Consider the following 21,987-nt stretch of genomic DNA (forward strand, 5'->3'; position numbering starts at 1 on the left):
GACGATGCCCGCATTCCGTTATGAAGCCGTCGATGCCGGCGGCGCCACCAAGAAAGGCGTGCTCAACGCCGACAGCGCCCGTTCCGCGCGCGCCGACCTGCGTACCCAGGGCCTGGTGCCGCTCAAGGTGGACGCCATCGGCGCCCAGGTCGACGCGGCTGGCGTGGCCAAGAGCCGCGGTTTCGGCGAGCGGCTGTCGACCACCGAGCTGGCCCTGTTCACGCGCCAGCTGGCCAGCCTGCTGGAGGCGGGGCTGCCGCTGGAGCAGGCTTTCACGGCCTTGCTGGAACAGGCCGAGCGTCCCTATGTGCGCGACCTGATCGCGTCGATCCGCTCCGAGGTGATGGGCGGCGCGTCGCTGTCGGACGTGCTGTCGCGCCACCCGCGCGACTTCGCCGAGATCTACCGGGCGCTGGTGGCGTCGGGCGAGCAGATTGGCCACCTGGCGCGCGTGTTGTCGCGCCTGGCCGACTACATCGAACGGCGCAACGCGCTGGTGCAGAAGGTCAAATTGGCGTTCACCTATCCGGCCATCGTGACGGTGGTGGCGTTCTCCATCGTGATCTTCCTGCTCACCTACGTGGTGCCGCAGATCGTGTCCGTGTTCGCCAACACCAAGCAGAAGCTGCCCTTCCTCACCATCGTGATGCTGGCCGTGTCGGACTTCGTGCGCCATTACGGCGTGCTGGTGGCCGTGCTGCTGGTGGGCGCGTGGTTCGCGTGGCGCCGCGCGCTGGAGAACCCGGTGCTCAAGCGGCGCTGGCATAGCTGGCTGCTGACGGCGCCCCTGTACGGCAAATTCGAACGCAGCCTGAACACGGCGCGCTTCGCCAGCACGCTGGCCATCACCACCGGCTCCGGCGTGCCTATCCTGCGCGCGCTGCAAAAGAGCCGCGACACGCTGTCCAACGTGGCCATGCGCGAGCTGGTGGACGAGGCCAGCGACAACGTGCGCGAGGGCGTGAGCCTGGCGCGGGCGCTGTCGGCCCAGCAGCATTTCCCGCCCATGCTGATCCACATGATCCGCGCCGGCGAACTGACGGGCGAGCTGCCGGCCATGCTGGACCGCGCCGCCAGCGCGCAGGAACAGGACCTGGAGCGCCGCACGCTGACCATCGCAGGCCTGCTGGAGCCGGCCCTGATCCTGGCCATGGGCGTGGTGGTGCTGCTGATCGTGCTGGCGGTGCTGATGCCCATTATCGAAATCAATCAGCTGGTGCGCTGAACAAGGAACCCATGAAGCGTTTGCCTTTCATCCTCACCGTGGCCGCCGTGGCGGCCTTGTCCGCCTCGCTGGCTTACTGGGGGCTGCAGTTGTTTAAACCGCAGCAGCGCCCGATCGCGGCCGCGCCCGCGGCGTCCGCGCCGGAACCGAGCCTGGACGCGGCCAAGGGCCTGTTCGGCGGCCAGATCGCCGTGGCCGTGGCCAGCAACTACCAGCTCAAGGGCGTGGTGGCGGCTGGCATTGGCCGCGACAGCGCAGCCATCCTGGCCGTCGATAACAAGCCGGCCATGGCGCTGGCCGTGGGGCGCGAGGTGGCGCCCGGCGTGACGGTCAAGGAAGTCCATCCCAAGTACGTGCTGCTGTCCGAGGGCGGCGTGGTCAAGCGCATCGACCTGGCCGGCGACGCCGGACCGCAGAACAATCCCAACGTGGCGCCGCCATCCATCACGCCGCCGGCCATGCCGCAGCCGCAGGTGCCGCCCGTGGTGCAGCCGCAGCCGGCCGTGATGCCGCAGCCGCAGGTGCAGCAGTCGCCGCCGGCGCCCGGCCCCGGCCCCGAGCGTCGTTGACGCTGCGGTTTAGCAGCATGTGGTTCCATCGCGCCCTGAGTGTCGCGCTGTGCTGCTGGCTGGCGCAGGCGCACGCGCAATCGCCCGCGCCTGCGGCAACACCAGCACCCGCCACCGCATCGACGCCAGTCGCAGCACCTTTGCCGACGCGCGCCGCGTCCGCACCCGCCATTGCGCCTGCGCTCGCGCCCGCATCGACGCCGGTCGCCGATCCCGTCCACCACCGGCCCCGCATCGCGCTGGTGCTGTCGGGCGGTGGGGCGCGCGGCTTCGCCCACATCGGCGTACTGCGCGTGCTGCAGGAATTGCGGGTGCCGATCGACATCGTGGTTGGTACAAGCATGGGCAGCGTGGTCGGTGGCGCCTACGCGGCCGGCAGTTCCGTCGCCCAGCTTGAACAACTGGTGCGGCGCACGGACTGGAACAGCGTGGTGGCAGACCGCCCGCCGCGCGACGAACTCAATTTCCGCCGTCGCGAGGAAGACCTGCTGCTGCCATCGCGGATCGAATTCGGCGCCACGCTGGAAGGCATTTCGCTGCCGCCGGCCGCCGCCGGTAACGAGGCGCTGGAGCTGGCGCTGACCCGCGTGCTGCCGCAAGGGACACGCGACCGGCCCGTCAACCAGTTGCCGCTGCCATTCCGCTCAGTCGCCTCCGACCTGGTCACGGGCGAACTGGTGGAGCTGGACGACACGCCGCTGTTCCTGGCCATGCGCGCCTCGCTGGCCGTGCCCGGCGTGTTCGCGCCGGTGCGGGTCAAGGAGCGGCTGGTGGTCGATGGTGGACTGGTGCGCAACCTGCCGGTGGACGTGGCGCGCGCCATGGGGGCCGACGTGGTCATCGCCGTCAACGTGGGCACGCCGCTGGCGCCGGAGAAGGATTTGAGCAGCGCGATCCGGGTGGCCCAGCAGATGCTGCAGATCCTGACGGAACAGAACGTGCAGCGCTCGCTGAAGGAACTGGGGCCGCGCGACATCCTGCTGGCGCCCAACCTGAGCGGCATCAGCTTCCTCGATTTCGCGCGCCACGACCGCGCCATCCTGGCCGGTGAGAAGGCGGCGCGCGCGCTGTCGGCCCAGCTGGTGCAACTGGCCGTGCCGGAGGCGGAATACACGGCGTTCGAACAGCACCGCCTGGCCGGTCCCGAGGTGGCCGACCAGCCGCTGCCCATCACCAAACTGGCCGTGGAGCCGAGTGGCCACATCAATCCCAAGGCGCTGGAAGTGCAGTCCGGCCTGACGGTCGGCCAGAAGGTCACGGTGGAACAGGCGCAGCAGGCCGGCGCCCAGTTGTTCGGCCGTGGCGACCTGGCGCGCGTGGAAACGGAAGTGCAGGACGTGAACGGCGGACGCGAAGTGCTGATCAAGCCGACCGAGGCCGACTGGGCCCGCAGCCGCTTGCGCGTGGGGCTGGAACTGGCCAGCGACTTCACCGATAACAATACCTTCGCGCTGAAGATGATGCATGTGCGCTCCTCGCTTAACGACTGGGGCGCGGAGCTGCGCAGCTCGGCCCGCATCGGCACCGAGCGCGCGTTCGAAGTGGAATTCTGGCAGCCGCTCGGCCCCGGCTCGCAGTGGTACGTGGCGCCGGCCGCGAAATATGGCGCGGCCGCCTCGGACACCTTCAGCCTGACCGGTCAGCGCCAGAACCGTATCGGCTACAACTACGCCGGCACCAGCCTGATACTGGGACGCCAGCTCGGTAATTGGGGTGACGTGCACCTGGGCGTGGCGCGCCAGAGCGCCAACGTGCGCGTGACGATACCCGAGGATGCGACGGTGCCGGCGGCCCGCGTGCACCAGACCGTGCAGACGCTGGCCTACAGCATCGATACGCTGGACTCCGTGGCCTTCCCCACTCGGGGCGGCCTGTTCAACCTCAACCTTGAGCGTTCCATCGTCAGTGCGGCCAACCGCGTGTCGCTGATGCAGCAAAGTGTGGAAGGCTTGCGTGCCTTCCATGCCGGCAACTGGGCCGGCCACCTGTACGCGGAATGGGCGCGCAGCCAGCAGGGGCTGGCGCCGCTCAACCTGGGCGGCTTCCTGCGCCTGTCCGGCACCGCGCCCGAGTCGGTGGCCGGCAACCGCGTGGTGCTGGGCCGGATCGTGATGGCGCGCACCGTGGGCGCCATGCCGGCCGCGCTCGGTGGCGACGTGCGGCTCGGCTTCTCGCTGGAGGCTGGCGCCGGTTACGGCGCCGATAATCCGCTGCACTGGGCCAGTGTGAAGCAGGCTGGCAGTATCTTCACGGCCGTCGACACGCGCTTCGGGCCGCTGTACTTCGGCGCCGGCAGCACTAAGGGCAACAGCGGCACGCTGTATTTGTTCCTCGGCCCCGTTTGGTAAGTCTCTGCCGGGCATGCTCGGGCTCCGGCACGCCTGGCGCATCCGACGCACGCTGCACGCGCGTGCGGCGCAAGCAGCGAATGCAGCTGATGCGGCTGATGCGGCTGATGCGGCCTACGCGCCTTGCTGCGGCTGGCGCCGCAGCGCCGTGAACGCGGCGAATTCCCACGAACGAAATCCCACCAGCAGCGTGTAGCCGTCGCGCTCGGGCGCGGGCAGGCGGCGGTCGCCCTGGTGCAGCCGCGCCAGTTCGCCGGCCAGTGACTGGATTTTGGCAGCCAGCTCTTGCGCGCTGGCGCGCGACAGCCGCGCGGGCAGGCACAGCAGTGCTTCGCCCGGGCCGTTGAACGGACCGCTGAAATAGTCGGCCACCACGTGGCTGCGGAAAAACTGTTGCACGGGACCGTCGGCCAGCCAGTGGAAGGCGTTCGACACGCGCAGCCGATAGCGGTTCAGCGGTTTCAGTTCGATCAGGCCCAGCCGGTCCAGCTCGGCCAGCAGCACGATGGATTCGGGCTCGCTCAACTGGTAGGTTTCCAGCACCTGCTCCAGGCTCCAGTGGCCCAGGCAGCAGATCGCCATCAGTAACAAGCGCGGATGGGCCACCAGCGCCTTTTCCTGCAGCAGGGTCAGCGTGTCGGCATGGGGCGTGGCGTCGGCCGCGCCGCGCAGCACGTCCTCCAGCGCGATGCCGGCCGCCTTGCAGATCTGCGCCAGCCGCGACAACGCCATGTCCTGCTGGCCGAACATGCGCTTGACGCTCGATTCGCTCATGCCGATGCGGCCCGCCAGTTCCTTGTAGGTGACGCCGGCCGCGCGCAACTGGGCGCGCAGCACTTGCAACAACAATTCAGGTGAACTCATGCCTGTCCCTGCGCTTGTCATAGAGGCAAAAAGGTAGCACGGTTCGCTACCGCCTGTACAGGATTTTGCGCCTTGGTACTTTCAGCTAGGACTTTCGGTGGAACAGGATCACACTGCGCGGCGATGTCACTCGAAGCAGCGACGTCATCCAGCCACAAGAGACGATAAGGGGAATGATGATGAAACAGACCGTACGCGCCGCGTTGTTGGCCAGCGCCTTCCTTGGCGCCAGTGGCGCCGCTGCCGCTGCCGACCTGTCACCCGGCTACCTGGGTGTGGACGTGGGCTACCGCAACCATTACAACTTCGACTGCCTGAGCGGCAGCCCGTGTGACCGTAACGCCGGTGCCAGCACCCGCGTTTATGGCGGCTTTGTGTTGGGGGAGAACGAGGCATTTGGCCTGCCGCATACGCGTGCCGTTGAAGTGGCTGCGTTCACCGGCGGCGCCGTGAAAGGCGCGTTCAAGGATGGCAGCGGGGCGTTAAGTCCCGGCAAGGGCAAGCTGTCGGGCGTGAGCGCGGTGCTGGCCTCGGCCACCAAGCTCAGCGAGGACTGGGCCTGGACCACGCGCCTGGGCCTGGTGGCCGAACACGGCAAAGTCGACTACACGGCCGGCGGCAGCGACAGCACAAACACGCTGGCGGTGACGGCGGGCACCGGACTGTCCTATGCCATCGACAAGCATTGGGCCTTGAACGCGGACTGGAATTACCTGCCGGCCCGCATGGGCAAGGCTGCCAAGTCCAACCTGAATGTGTTCTCGGTGGGCGCTGCCTACCACTTCTGATCACCTGAGAGCGGGCGCCAACCCCGGCGCCCGCTGACGGTTCACGTTTCGTCCTTGCCCTTGAGCAGGGCCTTGGCCAGTGCCCGCTTGGCGGCCTGGCGCTGGCCGGACGGCGTTTTCACGTGCGGCCCGGCCGCGCGCAGCTTGGCCGCCACGGCCACCGGGTTGCGTGGCTTGGGCGACGGTCCCACACGGAACAACATCTTTTGCCGGGTCGCCAGCGCCTTGTTGGCCATTGCTTCCTCCGTTACAACACGTAGCGCGACAAGTCTTCGTTGACGGCCAGCGCGTCGAGCCGGGCGTTCACATAAGCCGCGTCGATGGTGATCAGCTTGTCCGACGTTTCCGTGGCCGTGAACGAGATTTCCTCCAGCAGCTTTTCCATCACCGTGTACAGCCGGCGCGCGCCGATGTTCTCGGTGCGCTCGTTGACGGAAAACGCGATCTCGGCCAGGCGGTTGATGCCGTCCGGCGCGAATTCCAGTTTCACGTCCTCGGTGGCCAGCAGCGCCTCGTACTGCTTGGTCAGGCAGGCGTCGGTGCTGGTGAGGATGCGCTCGAAATCGGCAATCGACAGCGATTCCAGTTCTACCCGGATCGGGAAGCGGCCCTGCAATTCGGGGATCAGGTCGGACGGCTTGGCCAGGTGGAAGGCGCCGGACGCGATGAACAGGATGTGGTCGGTGCGGATCATGCCGTACTTGGTGTTGACGGTGGTGCCTTCCACCAGCGGCAGCAGGTCGCGCTGCACGCCGGCGCGCGACACGTCGGCCCCGCCCACTTCCGAGCGCGAGGCGATCTTGTCGATCTCGTCGAGGAACACGATGCCGTTCTGCTCCACGTTCTGGATCGCCTTCTGCTTCATCTCGTCTTCGTTGATGAGCTTGGCCGCTTCCTCGTCCACCAGCAGCTTCATGGCGTCCTTGATCTTGAGCTTGCGCGACTTCTTGCGCCCGCCGCCGATGCCCGAGAACATGGTCTTGATCTGCTCCGTCATTTCCTCCATGCCGGGCGGGGCCATGATTTCCATCTGCGGGCTGCCCTCGGCCAGTTCCAGCTCGATTTCCTTATCGTCCAGTTCGCCCTGGCGCAGCCGCTTGCGGAAGGTCTGGCGCGTGGCGTCGCCGGCCTGCGGTTCGCTGCTGGCCGTGTTGAAGCCGAAGTCGCGCGCCGGCGGCACCAGGATGTCGATCACCCGGTCCTCGGCCGCGTCCTCGGCGCGCGCGCGCACCTTGGCCATCTCGGCCGAGCGGGTTTGCTTGACGCCGATGTCGATCAGGTCGCGGATGATGGTGTCCACGTCGCGTCCCACATAGCCCACTTCCGTGAACTTGGTCGCTTCGATCTTGATGAAGGGCGCGTCGGCCAGCTTGGCCAGGCGGCGCGCGATCTCGGTCTTGCCCACCCCGGTCGGACCGATCATCAGGATGTTCTTGGGCGTGATCTCGTGGCGCAGCGGCTCGGCCACCTGCTGGCGGCGCCAGCGGTTGCGCAGCGCGATGGCGACGGCGCGCTTGGCCTTGGCCTGGCCGACCACGTGTTTATCGAGTTCGCCGACGATTTCCTGCGGTGTCATGTTCATGGGTTCAGTCCAGGGTTTCGATGATGTGGGACAGATTGGTGTAGATGCACAACTGGCCGGCGATGGTCAGCGACTTCTTGACGATCTCGGCCGGCGCCAGTTCCGTGTTTTCCTGCAGCGCCAGCGCGGCCGACTGGGCGTAGGTGCCGCCCGAGCCGATGGCGCCGATGCCGTTCTCGGGCTCCAGCACGTCGCCGTTGCCGGTAATCACCAGCGTCGATTCGCTGTCGGCCACCAGCAGCATGGCTTCCAGGCGGCGCAGCACGCGGTCGGTGCGCCAGTCCTTGGCCAGTTCGACCGAGGCGCGCAGCAGATTGCCCTGGTGTTTTTCCAGCTTGCCTTCGAAGCGGTCGAGCAGGGTGAAGGCGTCGGCCGTGCCGCCGGCGAAGCCGCACAGCACTTTGCCCTGGTACAGCTTGCGCACCTTGCGGGCCGTGCCTTTCATGACGATATTGCCGAGCGTGACCTGGCCGTCGCCGCCCAGTGCGACTTGTTTGCCGCGGCGCACGCACAGGATGGTGGTGCCGTGAAATTGTTCCATAGTGACCTCGGTGGGTGGATGCGGTTCAAGTGCAGCACATGGGGTTGGCCACCGCAATTGCAAGGCGGTCAGTATTTGTGCGGATAGATCTTGGCCAGTTCGCCGTAGCCGAGCAGCCGCAGCAGGGCCGCCACCAGGTGGTTGACGTCGCGGAATTCCACCTTCTTGCCGCTCTGCACCAGTGCTTGCAGCCTGGTTTGCAGGGCGTTGGCGGCGCCGAATTCCACGCGCGCCAGCCGCGAGCAGTCGAACACGAGGGTCTGGTACTGTTCAGCATAGGCGGCCAGCGCGGCAAGTAAACCGTCGAGCGGGCCTTCGACCACGGTGGGCAACAGGTAACGGTCCGGGGCGCCGGCGAGCGGCTGGCGGGCCGCCGTGGCCACGGCGCGCGGCGCCACGAACGACGGTGGCGACACTTCGAAGGTGACGCAGTAATCCATGCCCGTTTCCTCGAATTCCTTTTCGCGGTTGAGCAGTTGCAACAGTTCCAGCAGCAACAGCCACGGTGCGGGGCCGCCGTCGCGGTTGCCCACGGCCACGCTGGCCTGGATCAGGGCCGCCAGGTGGTCGGCCGCCACCACGATCAGTTCGCGCTCGCCGCCGTGCAGTTGCTGCAGCACGGGCAGCAGCAGCGCGCAGCCGTCGGGCGTGACCGCTTGCACCCGGCTGAAATCCAGCCGCAGCACGGGGTGGCTGGCCATCTGCTGGCGCAGGCGCTCGAGCTGGGGGCCGATGGTGTCATCGAGCTGGCCCGAGAACAGTTCCGTGGGCGTGATGCCCGACCAGGCCCGGCCGCTGGCGGCGGCGGCCGGCGGCGGCAACGCGTTCCATGGCGGCGGCGAGGTCTCGAAGGTGCTGGCATAGTCGATCGACAGGCTGTCGAACTTGTCCTGCTGGTGGGTGACCTGGTACAGGTCGAACAACATCCACCACAGCGTGCGGTCCTGGGCGCCGGCCGGCGGCAGGTTGGCCACCAGCATCTGCTCGGCCATGTCGGCCTGGCCGTTGGCGTACACGATGGCGATTTCCTCCACCACGGGCGCGGTCTGGGCCGCCACGGCCTGGGCCGGCAAGTCGTCCTCGCCCAGCAGTTCCGTGGTGTTTTCGTCCAGCAGGGGCAGGGTGGGGTTGTCGCCGGCCACGACGGGGCGCGGCGGGCGCGGCGGGCGGCTGCCCCAGGCCGGTTCCGTGTCGTGGAAGATATCGAGCGCCATGGCGGCCTCGATGGCGTCGATCTTCATGGCCGTGGCGCGCGCCAGGTCGCGTTGCAGCGCTTGGGCTTGCTGGCGTTCGAGTTCGCTGTTCGGGCCCAGGCGCGCGCCATCGTCGGCGTCGGCCGTGGTGGCCGGCGCGCGCTGCGCGTCCTGTTTCTTGAAGAGCGAGAAAATGCCCACGTCGAGCCCCGTTGTGAATCACGCTGGCCGGCCCGCGCACTGCGCGTGCCGCCGGATATCTAGTGTAGCTTATGGGAAAGGTCTTGCCATGTGCGCACACAAGCGGATACAACAATTTTCACCAAATTCCACAATTCGCGGCGCAAGCGAGGACCAGCGCAGGCAAGCGTAGGCGAAAAAAAAGCACGCGAGGGCGTCGCGTGCTTCTTTGGCTGTGGCCGGATGGTTCAGTCGCCGTACAGCTTCTGCTTCAGTTCGCGGCGTTGCTGGGCTTCCAGCGACAGCGTGGCCGTGGGACGGGCGATCAGGCGGGGGATGCCGATCGGCTCGCCCGTTTCCTCGCACCAGCCATAGTCGCCGGCGTCGATGGCCACGATCGATTGCTGCACTTTCTTCAGCAGTTTGCGCTCGCGGTCGCGGGTACGCAGCTCCAGTGCGTGCTCTTCCTCGATGGTCGCGCGGTCGGCGGGATCGGGCACCAGCACGGTTTCGCGCAAGTGTTCCGTGGTCTCGTCGGCGTTCTTCAACAATTCTTTTTCAAGCGCCTGCAGCTTCGCCTTGAAAAAGGCCATTTGCGCCGGGTTCATGTAATCCTTGTCATCCATCTTCAGAATTTCTTCTTCGGTCAGGATGCGTTCCGTACTCGCGGCGGGGGTCGATTTATTAGTTTTAGTCATCACTTCGCTTACCTTCGATACTGGATGGGCTGCCGGGGTGGTCTTTCGCATCATACGCGTTCGAGCGAGTCCTGCCCGATTCCGGGAGAGCCTGTCGCTTAAAACGCAGATAGTTTATACCAAACATTGTTCCAAACCGCGAATAAAGATGTCTTTCGGTAGATTTTTGCCAATAAATACCATTTTGCTGCCACGGTTTTCCGCTTCCCCCCATTTCGCGCCCAGGTCGCTGCCCATCAACTGGTGCACGCCCTGGAACACAACCTTGCGTTCCGCGCCTTGCATCCACAATACGCCTTTATAGCGCAGCATGCGAGGGCCGTACACTTGGACCAGTCCGTTCAGGAACTCGTCGAGCTTGGCGCTGTCGAACGGGCGCTCGCTCTTGTAGACGAAAGCGGCGATGTCGTCCGTGTGGTGGCTGTGGTGGTGGTCGTGGCCGTGGCCGCATTCAGGACCGTGGACATGGCCGGCGTGGTCGCAGTGCTCGCCGTGGACGTGGCCGTGCTCCTCCTCCTCCTCGGCCAGGAAGTCCGGGTCCAGTTCCAGCTTGTCGTTCAGGTTGAAGCCTTTCAAGTCCAGCACCTCGGCCAGCGGCAAGCGGCCGAAGTCGGAGCGCACGATGGGCGCGCGCGGGTTGATGTGCTTGATGCGGGCCGTCAGCGCGTCCAGCTCGGCCGCCGTCACCAGGTCGGTCTTGGACAGCAGCAGCTTGTCGGCGAAGCCGATCTGGCGCTGGGCTTCCTCGTGCTCATCCAGCTGTTGCATGGCGTGGCGCGCATCGACCACCGTGATCACGGCGTCGAGCATATAGTGAGCGCCCACTTCCTCGTCGATGAAGAAGGTCTGGGCCACGGGGCCGGGGTTGGCCAGGCCGGTGGTCTCGATCACCACGCGGTCGAACTGCAACTGGCCGGCGTCGCGCTTTTGCGCCAGCGCCGTCAGCGCCACGATCAGGTCGCCCCGCACGGTGCAGCAGATGCAGCCATTGTTCATTTCCACGATCTGTTCCTGGCTGTCCTGCACCAGGATTTCATTGTCGATGTTTTCCTGGCCGAATTCATTTTCGATCACGGCGATGCGCATGCCGTGCTGTTCCTGCAGGATGCGGTTAAGCAGCGTGGTTTTGCCGGCGCCGAGAAAGCCCGTCAGGATGGTGGTGGGAATGAGTGCCATGGTTGCCCGTCGAAATGAATGGAAGAAAGCTTAGGGAGCCGTCTGGCGCGATGCAGACAAGCCGCCGATTATGCCGGATTTTCGCAAACGGTTGCAATCCGTCCGTTTGCTGCGCATCAAGCCATTGTGCGCGTTATTTGATTTTTGCGCGCGGATGGGCCTGGTCGTAGACCTCGGCCAGGTGCTGGAAGTCGAGCGCCGTGTAGACCTGGGTGGAACTGATGCTGGCGTGGCCCAGCATGTCCTGCACGGCGCGCAGGTCGCCCGACGATTGCAGCACGTGCGAGGCGAACGAGTGGCGCAGCATGTGCGGGTGGACATGCACCGGCATGCCGCTGGCCAGCGCATGCGCGCGCAGCCGCTGCTGCACCACGCGCGGGCTGACGCGGGCGCCGCGCGTGTTGACGAACAGGGCCGCGCTGCCGTCGGCCGGGGTGGGGCGCACGGCGATCCAGTCCGCCAGCGCCGCCCGCGCAGCGCTGCCCACGGGCACGGTGCGCATCTTGTTGCCCTTGCCGGTGACGACGGCCTCGCCTTGGTCCAGGTCCAGCCAGCCCGACGAGGCGGGCAGGGCGCCGTCGGCCTTGCGGTAGTGGAGATCCATGGCGGCCAGTTCCGACACCCGCAAGCCGCTCGAATATAAGAGTTCGAACATGGCGCGGTCGCACAGCGCCGCCGGTTCCGGCGCCGCGCCCGGCTGGGGCCGGCCGCTGCCGCTCACCAGCCGCACGGCGTCGTCCACCGACAGCGCGCGCGGCAGGCCGCGGGCCTGTTTCGGCGCGCGCACGCTGGCGGCCGGGTTGGCCGGCAGTTCGCCCTGTTCGATCATCCAGTCGAAAAAGCCGCGCCAGCACGACAGCTTGCGGGCGATGGAACGCGGTTCCAGTCCTTGGCCGTGGAGGGTGGCGGCCAGCCGGCGTAAATCGGTCTGGCCCAGTTGGGACCAGCTGCGCCCGGCCGTGAGGGTGGCCAGTTGGCGCAGGTCGCGGCCATAGGCGGCCAGCGTGTGGGGCGACAGCTTGCGCAACGTGCGCAACTGCGCCAGCCAGGCGCCCGGCCAGTCTTGTCCGTCGCGCCCGGTGTCGTCCATGTTGAAACGGCTTATCAGGCCAGCAGCGGCAGCAGCGCGGTGCTGCTGGTCTCGCCGATGTGGACCAGGAAGTCGGTCGCCATCATGGCCGTGAAGCGGGCCGGATCGGACGAACCGAGGATCAGCAGGCCGAACGCGCTGCCCTTGCTGCCCGGCTGGCGCAGCGGGATCATGACGGTCGACTGCACGCTGGCGGCGTCGGCTAGCCAGCGCACGGCTTCGAAATCCTTGTTGCTGCCGCAGTAGGGCGCCAGCAGGCTGTTGGCGAACAGGCGCGCGTCTTCCGACACGCCGCGCGTGAACCAGGCGGCCTCGTGTTCAGGGGCCGTGTTCCACAGGCGCAAGGTCACCTGCGGCACGTCGAATGCCATGCGCAAGCCGTCCGACACGGCGCCGGCCAGCGCGTCGGCGCCGCGCGCCGTCACCAGGGCCTGGGTCCAGCGGTGAAACTTGTTGGCGATGGCTTCGTTCTCGGCGGCCAGGCGCATCAGCTCGGCCATGCGCAATTCCAGCGCCTTGTACTTGTCGCGCATCACTTCCATCTGGCGCTCCTGCAGCGAGACGGCGCGCCCGGTCAGCGGGCTGGACAGCTTGATCTCGCCCAGCAGGTTGGCGTGTTCTTCAAAGAAGTGCGGGTGATCGGTCAGGTATTGCGCGACGGCGGCGGAGTCCAGGAGGGCGGTCATTGATGATGTCGTTCAAAGTAAGAGAGGGGCAAGCGCCATTTTAACCGAGCCCACGCAAAAACCGGGGTCAGGTCATGCATACGCGCAAATTTTACGCGTGGCATGACCTGACCCCGGTTTTGCGCTTTTACAACGGATCAGAAGCGGTGGCGCATGCCCAGCTGGATGCCCTTGCTCGATTCGCCCGGGTGGCCGGTGAAGCCGCCCGAGGCGCTGGCCGCGCCGATCGCGTACTGGCCATCGTTCTGGTTCTTGATGTAGGCCACCACCGAGTACAGGTCGGTGCGCTTGGACAGGTTGTAGTCGTAGCCGATGCCGTACTGGGTGGCGTCGCTGTTGGAGGCGGTCTTGTCGTTCTGGCGCACCACGGAGGCCATGATGCGGCCCTGGCCCACGCGGTAGTGGAAGCCGAGCTGGTAGCTGACGGCGTCGAGCAGGAAGGTGCGTTGCAGCGTGCTGTCGAGCTGGCCGGCCAGCACCGGGCCGAGTGCGGGGCCGAAGGCGGCGAAGGTGGGCGCCAGCGCGTCGTGGGCGTAGCGGATGATGACGGAATTGTCGTTGTTCTGTTTGTGGTAGCCGGCGAACAGTTTCCATTGGTCGATGCTGTACGAGCCGCCCACGGTGGTGGTCACCAGGCCGCGCGCGCCGACCTGGTCGGTGCCGTAGTTGTGGCCCAGGCCCACGTCCCAGCCGTTGGCCTTGTAGCGCAGGTTGGCGCCCCACGAGCGCTTGTCCATGCCGATGTAGCCCGAATGCTCGGTGCCGTACATCAGCGCGGCGGCCACGCCGTTCGGCAATTCCATCCGGTACTGGATCGACTTGTCGGAACGGATCGCCACGCCGGCCGTTAGCAGGCCGCCGGTGCCGCCCACGATGCCGCCCCAGCCGGCCGCCGTGCCCGATTCGAACACGTCGGCGTTGTTGAACACTTCATAGTCGGGCGTGTACATGCGGCCCAGCAGCACGGCGCCGACCGGCGTGACCAGGCCGGCCATGGAGGTGCGGTCGAACAGGGCGTTGTTGATGTTGACGTTGATGGCCGGTTGCAGCGCCGATTGCACACCGGCCAGCAGCTTGGCGGCCGTGACGGCGCCGCCGGCCGCGGCCGGCACGGTGAAGGCCAGGCCCTTGGTCAGCGCGTAACCCTGGTTGCTCGACAGGTTGCCGGCCTGCTGGCCGCCCGTGTCGAGTTGCACCCGTGCTTCCAGGTTGAACACGGCCTTGTAGCCATTGCCCATGTCTTCCGTGCCCTTGAAGCCGAGCCGCGAACCGTCGGCGATGCCGCTCACGATCTTGGTGCGGCTGTCGTTGCCGCCGTTGTTCGCATACATCACGCCGGCGTCGGCGATGCCGTACACGATGACGGACGACTGGGCCAGCACGGGACCTGCGCAGCCGGCGGCGATCAGGCCGGCCAGTACTTTGATTTTCATTGTGTCTCCAGTTTTTATCGGTTTTCTTATCACGACTTAAAATAGCACGGACGTGCTAATCAACTATGACAGCGATATTGCATGCTGTACAGCAAGTTTGACTACGACGGTGCGCAAGGTTGCGCGGAAGACACGATCGTTAAAATGGATTCAAAAAAAGTGCACGCCATCCGACGGCGGCGGCGCTGGCGAGGGAGGTTGCGGCAGGGCGTGGGCAGGGCAGGGGCGAAAAAAAACGGACAAGGTGGCCCTTGTCCGTCGTCGTGATGGCGAGCGGCCTCAGGCCGCCGCGATCAGAAGTTGTGGTGGATGCCCACGCCGTAGAAGTTGACGGTGGTGGCAGCGCGCTTGTTGGACGCGTCCAGGTACACATAGGTGCGGGCCGACAGGTTGTACTCATAGCCCAGCGAAGCCTGCTTGGTCTTGACCACGCCATCCGGGGTCTTCTGGCCATAGCCGGCCAGGATCTTGCCAGCGCCCACGGTGTAGTTGGCGCCCAGGATCCACGACTTGGTGTCGTAGTTGGTGAACACGGTCTGGCCCTGATCCTGCTTCTGGTAGGAAGCCATCAGTTTCAGGGCTGGGATAGGCTTGACCGAGGCGGCGACCGACCACAGTTTGGTTTCCAGCGCATTCTTCTCGTAGGCGGCCATGGCGGCGAACTGGCCGTTGTCCACGGTGGCGCTCAGCGAGTAAGGCGTGGTCGAAGGCACCATGTTGGCCGGGATGGCGACCGAGTTGGCGGTGGCGGCGACGGCGGCGTTGCCGTTCGCTTCCTTGGCCTGGATGGTGGCGTTCAGCTGGAACACGCCGCCGATGACCGGGGTGTTATAGAAGAACGCGTTCGAGAAGCGGTTAGCCGAGTTGCCGGTCTGGTCCAGCGGCGAGCTGGTGTAGCCAGCCACTTGCAGGTCGGTCTGGTAGCCGGCCACCGATGGGATACCGCTCCATGGTTCGAAGGCGGTGATCGACTCCTGGAATGCGGTCAGGCCACGGCCCAGGCGCACGGTACCGAAGTCGCCTTGCAGGCCGACGCGGCTCTGGCCCTGGAACAGCGGACGGCTGTTGGCGCCCGAGGTGTTTTCGATGGTGCCGGTGTCAGGCTCATAGCGAATTTCCAGCTGGAACAGTGCCTTCAGGCCGCTGCCCAGGTCTTCCACGCCTTTGAAGCCCAGCTTGTTGTTGTCGCGCTTGCCGATGGCCGTGCTGGTGCCGGTTTTCTTGGTGACGCCCGCATCCACGGTGCCGTAGATGGTCACGGACGATTGCGCATACGCAGCGGAAAACGCGCCCATGAGTGCCAGAGCCACTAAAGATTTTTTCATTTGTTCTTCCTTTTGAAAGTGAATCGTCCAAACATCTAAAAGCCGACAAGTGCGCTTAACGCCACCCGGGATGAGCTGAACCTTAATGGCTGCCCGCGTCAATGGCGCCGGTTTGGTTGATTATGGGGGCGAGTCTTGGTCGAAAAGGGGAAAACCGCGTCCCCCTGTTGTATTTTTGAAACGCTTGACCGGCTGTCCAGAACGGCGGCGCTCGTATGATTTCCTTTCACGTGTGGACCAGGGATTGCTCCAAGACTACACGCCGCCCCGTGCCGGTATTTGCGTGAAATCAAGCCCATCGTCACGCCGTCGCGCGCACGCCACGCTGCCGGCCGCGCGCCAAGCTACACTGCGGTCAGTGTTTATCTGGCCTTATCTTCTTCTTTCATGGCAAGATATTGGCACAACATCGGCCGTCCCAAGCTGCGCAGACAGCAGGGACGCACCGCCCGCTTTCATGAATCACATGCATAGTGAGACGATGGCAAATCGAGAAGAACTAGGAATCATCCGGGGGGCGCGCGCGGGAGACGCGGTCAGCCAACTGGCGCTGGGCAAGCTGTACCTGTTTGGCGGCGCGAGTCTGCCACGCAGCATGCCGACGGCCTTGCACTGGCTGAGCCGGGCGGCCCAGCAGCAGCAGGACGAGGCGTGGATGCTGATCGGCCACCACATTCCCTTTGAATACGCACAACATTGCCAGCCGGCCGTGTTGCCCTGGTACGACCGCGCCTACGATGCCGGCGTGGCGCCCGCCGGCCTCGTGCTGGCCCAGCTGGTGCTGGGCGGGGCCGACGGGGCCGATGACGGCCTGCGCGCCAAGGCCATGCTGGCGCTGGAGGACGCGGCCCGCGACGGCTCGGCCGAAGCCCGGCGCCTGCTGGCCAGCCAGCGTGGCGAACCGGCGCCGCCGGCCTGCGCCGTCGCGGCCTGCGCGGTGGGCGCCGATGCGGCCCGTCCCGGCCCGTGCGCCGACCAGTACGCCTTGCTGGAGCAGGCCTGGCAGGGGCAGGATTACCGCGCCTACCTGCGGGCGGCCTTGCCGCTGGCGCGCATCGTGCTGCAGGGCGCGCCGGCCGACGCCGAGGCCGCGCGCGTGGCGGGCTGGCCCGTCGAACCCCAGCAGGTGCTGCTGCTGGCCCGCTGCGCCGAGGCGCTCGACGGGCTGGCCGAGCACGACCCGGAATTGCAGCAATGCCGCGAGCTGGCCGCCCACGGGGGCGACCGCCAGGCCCAACTGGCGCTGGGCCTGTGGTTCGCCCGCATGAATTGCGCCGGCGAACGGCTGGCGGCCGGGATCGCCGCCGTCAACTTCAAGCGCGCCATCCGCTGGCTCACCCTGGCCGGCGAGCAGGGCATGGCCGAAGCGTGGTTCGCGCTGTCGCGCATCTATTTGAAACCGGAATTTTCGCAACGCTCGGTGGCCGAGGCCCAGGCTTACCTGGAACGGGCGGCCGAGATGGGGCACCGGGTGGCCCAGCTCGAATGCGGCCTGTACGCATGGCGCACCCGCCGCAATGGCGAGATGAGCGACGTGCGGGCCGCGTACTGGCTGCAAAAGGCGGCCGCCCAGGGCTGCGCCGAGGCCGAGGCCGTGCTGGCCAAGATCGCCGCGCCGGCCGCCGCGCCCAGCTGGACCGAGGCCGTGCTGCCGCTGCTGACGCGGGCGCTGGCCGACAGCCAGCCGCTGCTGGCAGCCCGCATCGAGCTGGCCCGTTTGTTCGGCCTGACCCGGGCCGAAACCCTGTTGCTGGACGTGAAGGCGGCTGACCATGGCCATTGCCTGGTGGTCGATATCCGCGCCAGCTACGGTCGCAGCAAGCGGCGCCTGATCTTGCTGCGTACGGCCCAGCAACGGCAGGCATTGGACCGCATCGTGCGCCAGTTCGAGCATGTGGACAGTGGCCCGGACGGGCTGGAAGGCAATTACCGCCAGCGTTTATACCGGCTCAAGACTTGGCTGGGGGCGGGTATGCCCAGGCTGCTGGCGGCCTGAGTGTCCGCGGCCCGGGTGTTGAAGGTCTGATGGCGGGCGTGGTGGCGGGGCCGGCCGCAGCCGGCCCGCGTGATGGATACGACCGGATGCAGGCAGCGTGCCGATCCGGTGCGGAAGCGGCTCAGATCTCGATCTCGCCCTCGAACACGGTCACGGCCGGGCCCGTGAGGTAGACCGACTGGCCTTCGCCTTCCCAGGCGATGGAGAGCTGGCCGCCGCGCGCGTCCACGCGCACGGGCGAGTCCAGCAGGCCGCGCCGGATGCCGGCCACCACGGCCGCGCACGAGCCGGTGCCGCAGGCCAGCGTCTCGCCGGCGCCGCGTTCATACACGCGCAGCTTGATGTGGTGGCGGTTGACGATCTGCATGAAACCGGCGTTGACCCGGTTCGGGAAGCGCGTATGGTGCTCGATCAGCGGCCCGGTCAGCTCCACCGGCGCCTGGTCGACGTCGTCCACCACTTGCACCGCGTGCGGGTTGCCCATCGACACGGCCGACACCAGCACCTGCTCGCGCGCGCCGCCCAGTTCCAGCACCAGCGGCCACAGCGTGTCGCGGCCCTCGGGCTGGCCCTGCAAGTCGTCCGCGTCGAACGGCACGCGGGCCGGTTCCAGCACGGGCGCGCCCATGTCGACCGTGATGCTGCCATCGTCTTCCAGCCGGGGGGCGATCACGCCGGCCTTGGTTTCCACCGTGATGCTGCGGGCCTGGCTCAAGCCTTTTTCCGCCACGAATTTCACGAATGCGCGCGAGCCGTTGCCGCATTGCTCGACTTCGCCGCCGTCGGCGTTGAAGATGCGGTAGCGGAAGTCGCAGCCGGGCTGGGTGGGGCGCTCCACCAGCAGGATCTGGTCGGCGCCCACGCCGAAGCGGCGGTCGCCCAGCTTGCGCCACTGCTCGGGCGTGAAATCGATCTGCTGGTGGATCGCGTCGATCACGACGAAGTCGTTGCCGGCGCCATGCATTTTGGTGAATTTCAGTTTCATCGTCGCTTATTTTCGCTTATTTACTTTTATCGGTCGGGTCAGGGGGCGGGGCGCTGGTACAGCGACGGCTCGCCCTGGGGCCGGGTCTTGAACCGCTTGTGGGTCCAGAAATACTCGGCCGGGGCCAGGCGCACTTCGTCCTCGATAAAGGCATTCATCCGGCGGGTGGCGGCCACCATGTCGGTGCCGGGGTAATTGTCCCACACCGGATAGAACTTGACACGCCAGCCCTGGTAATTGGGCAGGAAGGTGGCGATCACGGGCATGACCTGGGCGCCGGTAGTGGCGGCGATGCGGGCCGTGGCCGTCAGCGTGGCGGCCTGGATGCCGAAGAAGGGCACGAATTCCGCGTCCTTTTCGCCGAAATCCATGTCCGGCAGCATGAAATACGGCAGCTTTTCCTTCAGCGCGCGCAGGATGGGCTTGATGCCGTCCTGGCGCGTGAACAGCCGCACCGGCTTGAACCGCGAGCGGCCCTGGCGCAGCACCTTGTCGAACGCGGCATTCTTTTGCTGCACGTACATCGACGATGCGCTCGCTTCCATGGCGATGGCGACACCGGCTACGTCCAGGCATACGAAATGGGGACACAGCAGGATGGTGGGGCGTTCCGTCATCTCGGCCACGGGCACCGGGCCCGGTTCCAGCTTGATCAGGCGCCGCAGCCGCGCTTCCGACGACCACCACAGGATGCCGCGTTCCCACACGCTGCGCGAATAGGCCTGGAAGTGCTGGCGCGCCAGCGCCACGCGCTCGGCTTCCGTCAATTCCGGCATGCACAGGCGCAGATTGGTGAGCGCGATATGGCGGCGCGAGCGCAGCAGCACGAACAGGATGCTGCCCACCAGCTTGCCGAAGCGGCCCAGCAGGGGCAGGGGCAGCCAGTGCAGCAACCACATCAAACCGAGCATGGCTTTCATTGCGCACCCTCCTGCACGGCATCCGGTGCGGTGGCGCCGGCCGGCACCTTGTAGCGGTTGTAGCTCCAGAAATACTGGGCCGGGGCGCGTGCGATCAACTGCTCCATGGCGGCGTTGATGGTGCGCGCCTGCTGGGCCGGCGTGCCGTCCAGGCTGTCCGTGAACGGGACGAAGCGGATCAGGTAGCCCTTGCCGTGCGGCAGGCGCTCGGCGTAGGTGACGATCACGGTGGCGTCGCCCATCTGGGCCAGCTTGGCCGGCAAGGTCATGGTGTAGGCGGGGCGGCCGAAGAACTCGGCCCACACGCCTTCGCCCTCCTGCGGCACCTGGTCCGGCAGCAGGCCGATCGGGCGGCCTTTCTTGAGCGTCTTGGCCAGGATGCGCACGCCCGACATGTTGGCCGGGGCCAGCAGCAGGTTGTCGCGCGCGCGCGCCCCTTCCACCAGCGGCTTCAGGGCCGCCTTCTTGGGCGGCCGGTACATCACGGTCAGTTCGGTGCGCAGCGCGATTTCCTGCGCCACGATCTCGAAGCAGCCCAGGTGGGGCGTGAGGAACACGATGCCGCGCCCGGCGTCCAGTTCGGTCTGCACCAGTTGCCAGTTCTCGTCGCTGGCGTGGCGCGACACGCGTTCGGGCGCGCCGCACCAGATGAACGGCAGTTCCACGATGCTCTTGCCCGCTTCGGCGATGGCGGCCGGCAGGTAGGCGCTGTAGCCGGCCTGGGCCAGGTTGTCGCGCATGCGCCGGCGGTAGGACGGCGAGGACAGATAAACGACCCAGCCCAGCGCAGCGCCCAGGGCATGTAAAACCGGCAACGGGAAGATGGAGAGAAAGCGGAACAGGAGGACTAGCATGGAATCGTTATATTGATATGAGGCAAAAATCGAGGGGTTGCCTAGCCAAATTTTTTTTAAGAAGCGTAAAATACCACGTATGCAGTAACCGCTGAGTTAACAGACAACTTGCGAGGCGGAATATAAATCTCGCTAAAGCGTCGCAAGCCGTATTGGTAAGCGACAACATTTTTCACCAATATCAGGAGCTTGCGATGTCTAACGATTACCTCTTTACCTCTGAATCCGTGTCGGAAGGCCACCCGGACAAGGTGGCCGACCAGATTTCGGACGCCATCCTGGACGCCATCCTGGCCCAGGACCCCAAAGCCCGCGTGGCCGCCGAAACGCTGTGCAACACCGGCCTGGTGGTGCTGGCCGGCGAGATCACGACGCACGCGAACGTGGATTATATTCAAGTTGCGCGTGAAACCATCAAACGTATCGGTTACGACAACACCGATTACGGCATCGACTACCGCGGCTGCGCCGTGCTGGTCGGCTACGACAAGCAGTCGCCCGACATCGCCCAGGGCGTGGACGAGGGCGCCGGTCTTGATCTGGACCAAGGCGCCGGCGACCAGGGCCTGATGTTCGGCTACGCCTGCGATGAGACGGCCGAGCTGATGCCCGCCGCCATCCACTACGCGCACCGCCTGGTCGAGCGCCAGTCGCAACTGCGCAAGGACGGCCGCCTGCCATGGCTGCGCCCGGACGCCAAGTCGCAAGTGACGCTGCGCTACGTCAACGGCCGCCCGGTGGCCGTGGACACGGTGGTGCTGTCGACCCAGCACTCGCCCGAGATCAGCCACAAGCACATCGAAGAAGCCGTGATCGAGGACATCATCAAGCCCGTGCTGCCGCGCGAATGGCTGAACGACACGCGCTACCTGGTCAACCCGACCGGCCGCTTCGTCATCGGCGGCCCGCAGGGCGACTGCGGCCTGACGGGCCGCAAGATCATCGTTGACACCTACGGCGGCGCCAGCCCGCACGGCGGCGGCGCGTTCTCGGGCAAGGACCCGTCCAAGGTGGACCGTTCGGCCGCCTACGCGGCCCGCTACGTGGCCAAGAACGTGGTGGCGGCCGGCCTGGCGCGCCAGTGCCAGGTGCAGGTCAGCTACGCGATCGGCGTGGCCAAGCCGATCAACATCACCGTCTACACGGAAGGCACGGGCGTGATCCCGGACGAGAAGATCGCCAAGCTGGTGATGGAGCACTTCGACCTGCGTCCGAAAGGCATCGTGCAGATGCTGGACCTGCTGCGCCCGATCTACCAGAAGACGGCCGCCTACGGCCACTTCGGCCGCGAAGAGCCGGAATTCACGTGGGAGCGCACCGACAAGGCCGCCATCCTGCGCGAAGCGGCCGGCCTCAAATAAGGTAACACCGCCGGGGAGGCGGGCCGGTTTTTTTGGTGCCCAAGGCGCCAAAAGACGTGGCCGCCTCCCCGTTTTCTTGTAAAATACCCCTTCCGAGGAGCGTTGCGACGAATCACCCCGATTCGCCAGGCTCGGAATCTGCAACCGCGCTCACGTTACTTTTTTCTATCGAA

Annotated in this window: 20 protein-coding genes and 1 riboswitch; of the genes, 6 read left to right on the plus strand and 14 right to left on the minus strand. The window is 66.3% G+C overall.

Annotation, left to right across the window (positions count from 1 at the left end; genetic code table 11):
- Nucleotides 1-4 precede the first annotated feature (4 nt).
- From gspF to H3H37_RS09225, 3 genes are read left to right on the plus strand one after another with little or no spacing between them, the layout of a single operon-like run.
- On the plus strand, nucleotides 5-1,225 hold the full coding sequence (gene gspF / locus H3H37_RS09215) for a type II secretion system inner membrane protein GspF (protein WP_182161703.1): 1,221 nt from the start codon (nucleotides 5-7) through the stop codon (nucleotides 1,223-1,225).
- A gap of 11 nt (nucleotides 1,226-1,236) precedes the next feature.
- A complete protein-coding gene (locus H3H37_RS09220) occupies nucleotides 1,237-1,794 on the plus strand; it encodes a type II secretion system protein N (protein WP_182161705.1) in 558 nt (185 codons plus the stop codon).
- Between the two features lie 17 nt (nucleotides 1,795-1,811).
- Nucleotides 1,812-4,142 (plus strand): patatin-like phospholipase family protein, encoded by a 2,331-nt coding sequence (locus H3H37_RS09225; RefSeq protein WP_182161707.1) that lies wholly within the window; start codon nucleotides 1,812-1,814, stop codon nucleotides 4,140-4,142.
- Nucleotides 4,143-4,256: 114 nt separating this feature from the next.
- On the opposite strand, the gene H3H37_RS09230 is transcribed toward H3H37_RS09225, so the two are convergent.
- On the minus strand, nucleotides 4,257-5,006 hold the full coding sequence (locus tag H3H37_RS09230; protein WP_182161709.1) for a helix-turn-helix domain-containing protein: 750 nt from the start codon (nucleotides 5,004-5,006) through the stop codon (nucleotides 4,257-4,259).
- A 179-nt stretch (nucleotides 5,007-5,185) separates the two neighbouring features.
- Between H3H37_RS09230 and H3H37_RS09235 the strand changes: the two genes are divergently transcribed.
- Complete coding sequence (locus H3H37_RS09235) at nucleotides 5,186-5,794, plus strand: outer membrane protein (protein WP_182161711.1); 609 nt, start codon at nucleotides 5,186-5,188, stop codon at nucleotides 5,792-5,794.
- Between the two features lie 41 nt (nucleotides 5,795-5,835).
- Here the strand turns inward: H3H37_RS09235 and H3H37_RS09240 are convergent, their stop codons facing one another.
- From H3H37_RS09240 to H3H37_RS09285, 10 genes are all read right to left on the minus strand, one after another.
- Nucleotides 5,836-6,030, minus strand: a complete 195-nt coding sequence (locus tag H3H37_RS09240; protein WP_182161713.1) for a hypothetical protein — start codon at nucleotides 6,028-6,030, stop codon at nucleotides 5,836-5,838.
- An 11-nt stretch (nucleotides 6,031-6,041) separates the two neighbouring features.
- The gene (gene hslU / locus H3H37_RS09245; protein ID WP_182161715.1) at nucleotides 6,042-7,376 is read right to left on the minus strand and encodes an ATP-dependent protease ATPase subunit HslU; all 1,335 of its coding nucleotides are present in this window, start codon (nucleotides 7,374-7,376) and stop codon (nucleotides 6,042-6,044) included.
- Nucleotides 7,377-7,380: 4 nt separating this feature from the next.
- Complete coding sequence (gene hslV / locus H3H37_RS09250; protein WP_182161717.1) at nucleotides 7,381-7,917, minus strand: ATP-dependent protease subunit HslV; 537 nt, start codon at nucleotides 7,915-7,917, stop codon at nucleotides 7,381-7,383.
- 68 nt (nucleotides 7,918-7,985) lie between these two features.
- Nucleotides 7,986-9,311, minus strand: a complete 1,326-nt coding sequence (locus H3H37_RS09255; protein WP_182161719.1) for a hypothetical protein — start codon at nucleotides 9,309-9,311, stop codon at nucleotides 7,986-7,988.
- A 227-nt stretch (nucleotides 9,312-9,538) separates the two neighbouring features.
- A complete protein-coding gene (gene dksA / locus H3H37_RS09260; protein WP_182151453.1) occupies nucleotides 9,539-9,988 on the minus strand; it encodes an RNA polymerase-binding protein DksA in 450 nt (149 codons plus the stop codon).
- Between the two features lie 114 nt (nucleotides 9,989-10,102).
- Nucleotides 10,103-11,164, minus strand: a complete 1,062-nt coding sequence (locus tag H3H37_RS09265; RefSeq protein WP_182161721.1) for a CobW family GTP-binding protein — start codon at nucleotides 11,162-11,164, stop codon at nucleotides 10,103-10,105.
- A 133-nt stretch (nucleotides 11,165-11,297) separates the two neighbouring features.
- A complete protein-coding gene (locus H3H37_RS09270; protein ID WP_182161723.1) occupies nucleotides 11,298-12,254 on the minus strand; it encodes a tyrosine recombinase XerC in 957 nt (318 codons plus the stop codon).
- Between the two features lie 14 nt (nucleotides 12,255-12,268).
- Nucleotides 12,269-12,940: a DUF484 family protein gene (locus H3H37_RS09275; protein WP_182161725.1), complete on the minus strand. Its 672-nt coding sequence runs from the start codon at nucleotides 12,938-12,940 to the stop codon at nucleotides 12,269-12,271.
- Between the two features lie 137 nt (nucleotides 12,941-13,077).
- Complete coding sequence (locus H3H37_RS09280; RefSeq protein ID WP_182161727.1) at nucleotides 13,078-14,373, minus strand: porin; 1,296 nt, start codon at nucleotides 14,371-14,373, stop codon at nucleotides 13,078-13,080.
- A gap of 293 nt (nucleotides 14,374-14,666) precedes the next feature.
- On the minus strand, nucleotides 14,667-15,698 hold the full coding sequence (locus tag H3H37_RS09285) for a porin (RefSeq protein ID WP_182161729.1): 1,032 nt from the start codon (nucleotides 15,696-15,698) through the stop codon (nucleotides 14,667-14,669).
- A gap of 481 nt (nucleotides 15,699-16,179) precedes the next feature.
- On the opposite strand from H3H37_RS09285, the gene H3H37_RS09290 reads away from it, so the two are divergent.
- Nucleotides 16,180-17,694 carry a tetratricopeptide repeat protein gene (locus tag H3H37_RS09290; RefSeq protein ID WP_182161731.1) on the plus strand — a complete coding sequence of 505 codons (1,515 nt, stop codon included), beginning with the start codon at nucleotides 16,180-16,182 and terminating at the stop codon, nucleotides 17,692-17,694.
- Between the two features lie 121 nt (nucleotides 17,695-17,815).
- On the opposite strand, the gene dapF is transcribed toward H3H37_RS09290, so the two are convergent.
- The 3 genes from dapF to H3H37_RS09305 are packed head-to-tail and all read right to left on the minus strand — an operon-like array spanning nucleotide 17,816 to nucleotide 20,453.
- On the minus strand, nucleotides 17,816-18,679 hold the full coding sequence (gene dapF / locus H3H37_RS09295; RefSeq protein ID WP_182161733.1) for a diaminopimelate epimerase: 864 nt from the start codon (nucleotides 18,677-18,679) through the stop codon (nucleotides 17,816-17,818).
- Nucleotides 18,680-18,717: 38 nt separating this feature from the next.
- Entirely contained in the window at nucleotides 18,718-19,599 is an 882-nt protein-coding gene (locus H3H37_RS09300) for an LpxL/LpxP family acyltransferase (protein ID WP_182161734.1), read from the minus strand.
- Nucleotides 19,596-20,453, minus strand: coding sequence for a lysophospholipid acyltransferase family protein (locus tag H3H37_RS09305; protein WP_182161736.1), 858 nt, complete (start codon nucleotides 20,451-20,453; stop codon nucleotides 19,596-19,598). The genes H3H37_RS09300 and H3H37_RS09305 overlap by 4 nt, the downstream gene beginning before the upstream one ends.
- A 194-nt stretch (nucleotides 20,454-20,647) precedes the next feature.
- On the opposite strand from H3H37_RS09305, the gene metK reads away from it, so the two are divergent.
- On the plus strand, nucleotides 20,648-21,814 hold the full coding sequence (gene metK / locus H3H37_RS09310) for a methionine adenosyltransferase (RefSeq protein ID WP_182161738.1): 1,167 nt from the start codon (nucleotides 20,648-20,650) through the stop codon (nucleotides 21,812-21,814).
- An 88-nt stretch (nucleotides 21,815-21,902) separates the two neighbouring features.
- A riboswitch (S-adenosyl-L-homocysteine riboswitch) is annotated at nucleotides 21,903-21,973 on the plus strand.
- Nucleotides 21,974-21,987 lie beyond the last annotated feature (14 nt).

Source organism: Rugamonas brunnea, from assembly GCF_014042345.1.
In the GTDB taxonomy this organism is placed as follows: Bacteria; Pseudomonadota; Gammaproteobacteria; order Burkholderiales; family Burkholderiaceae_D; genus Rugamonas; species Rugamonas brunnea.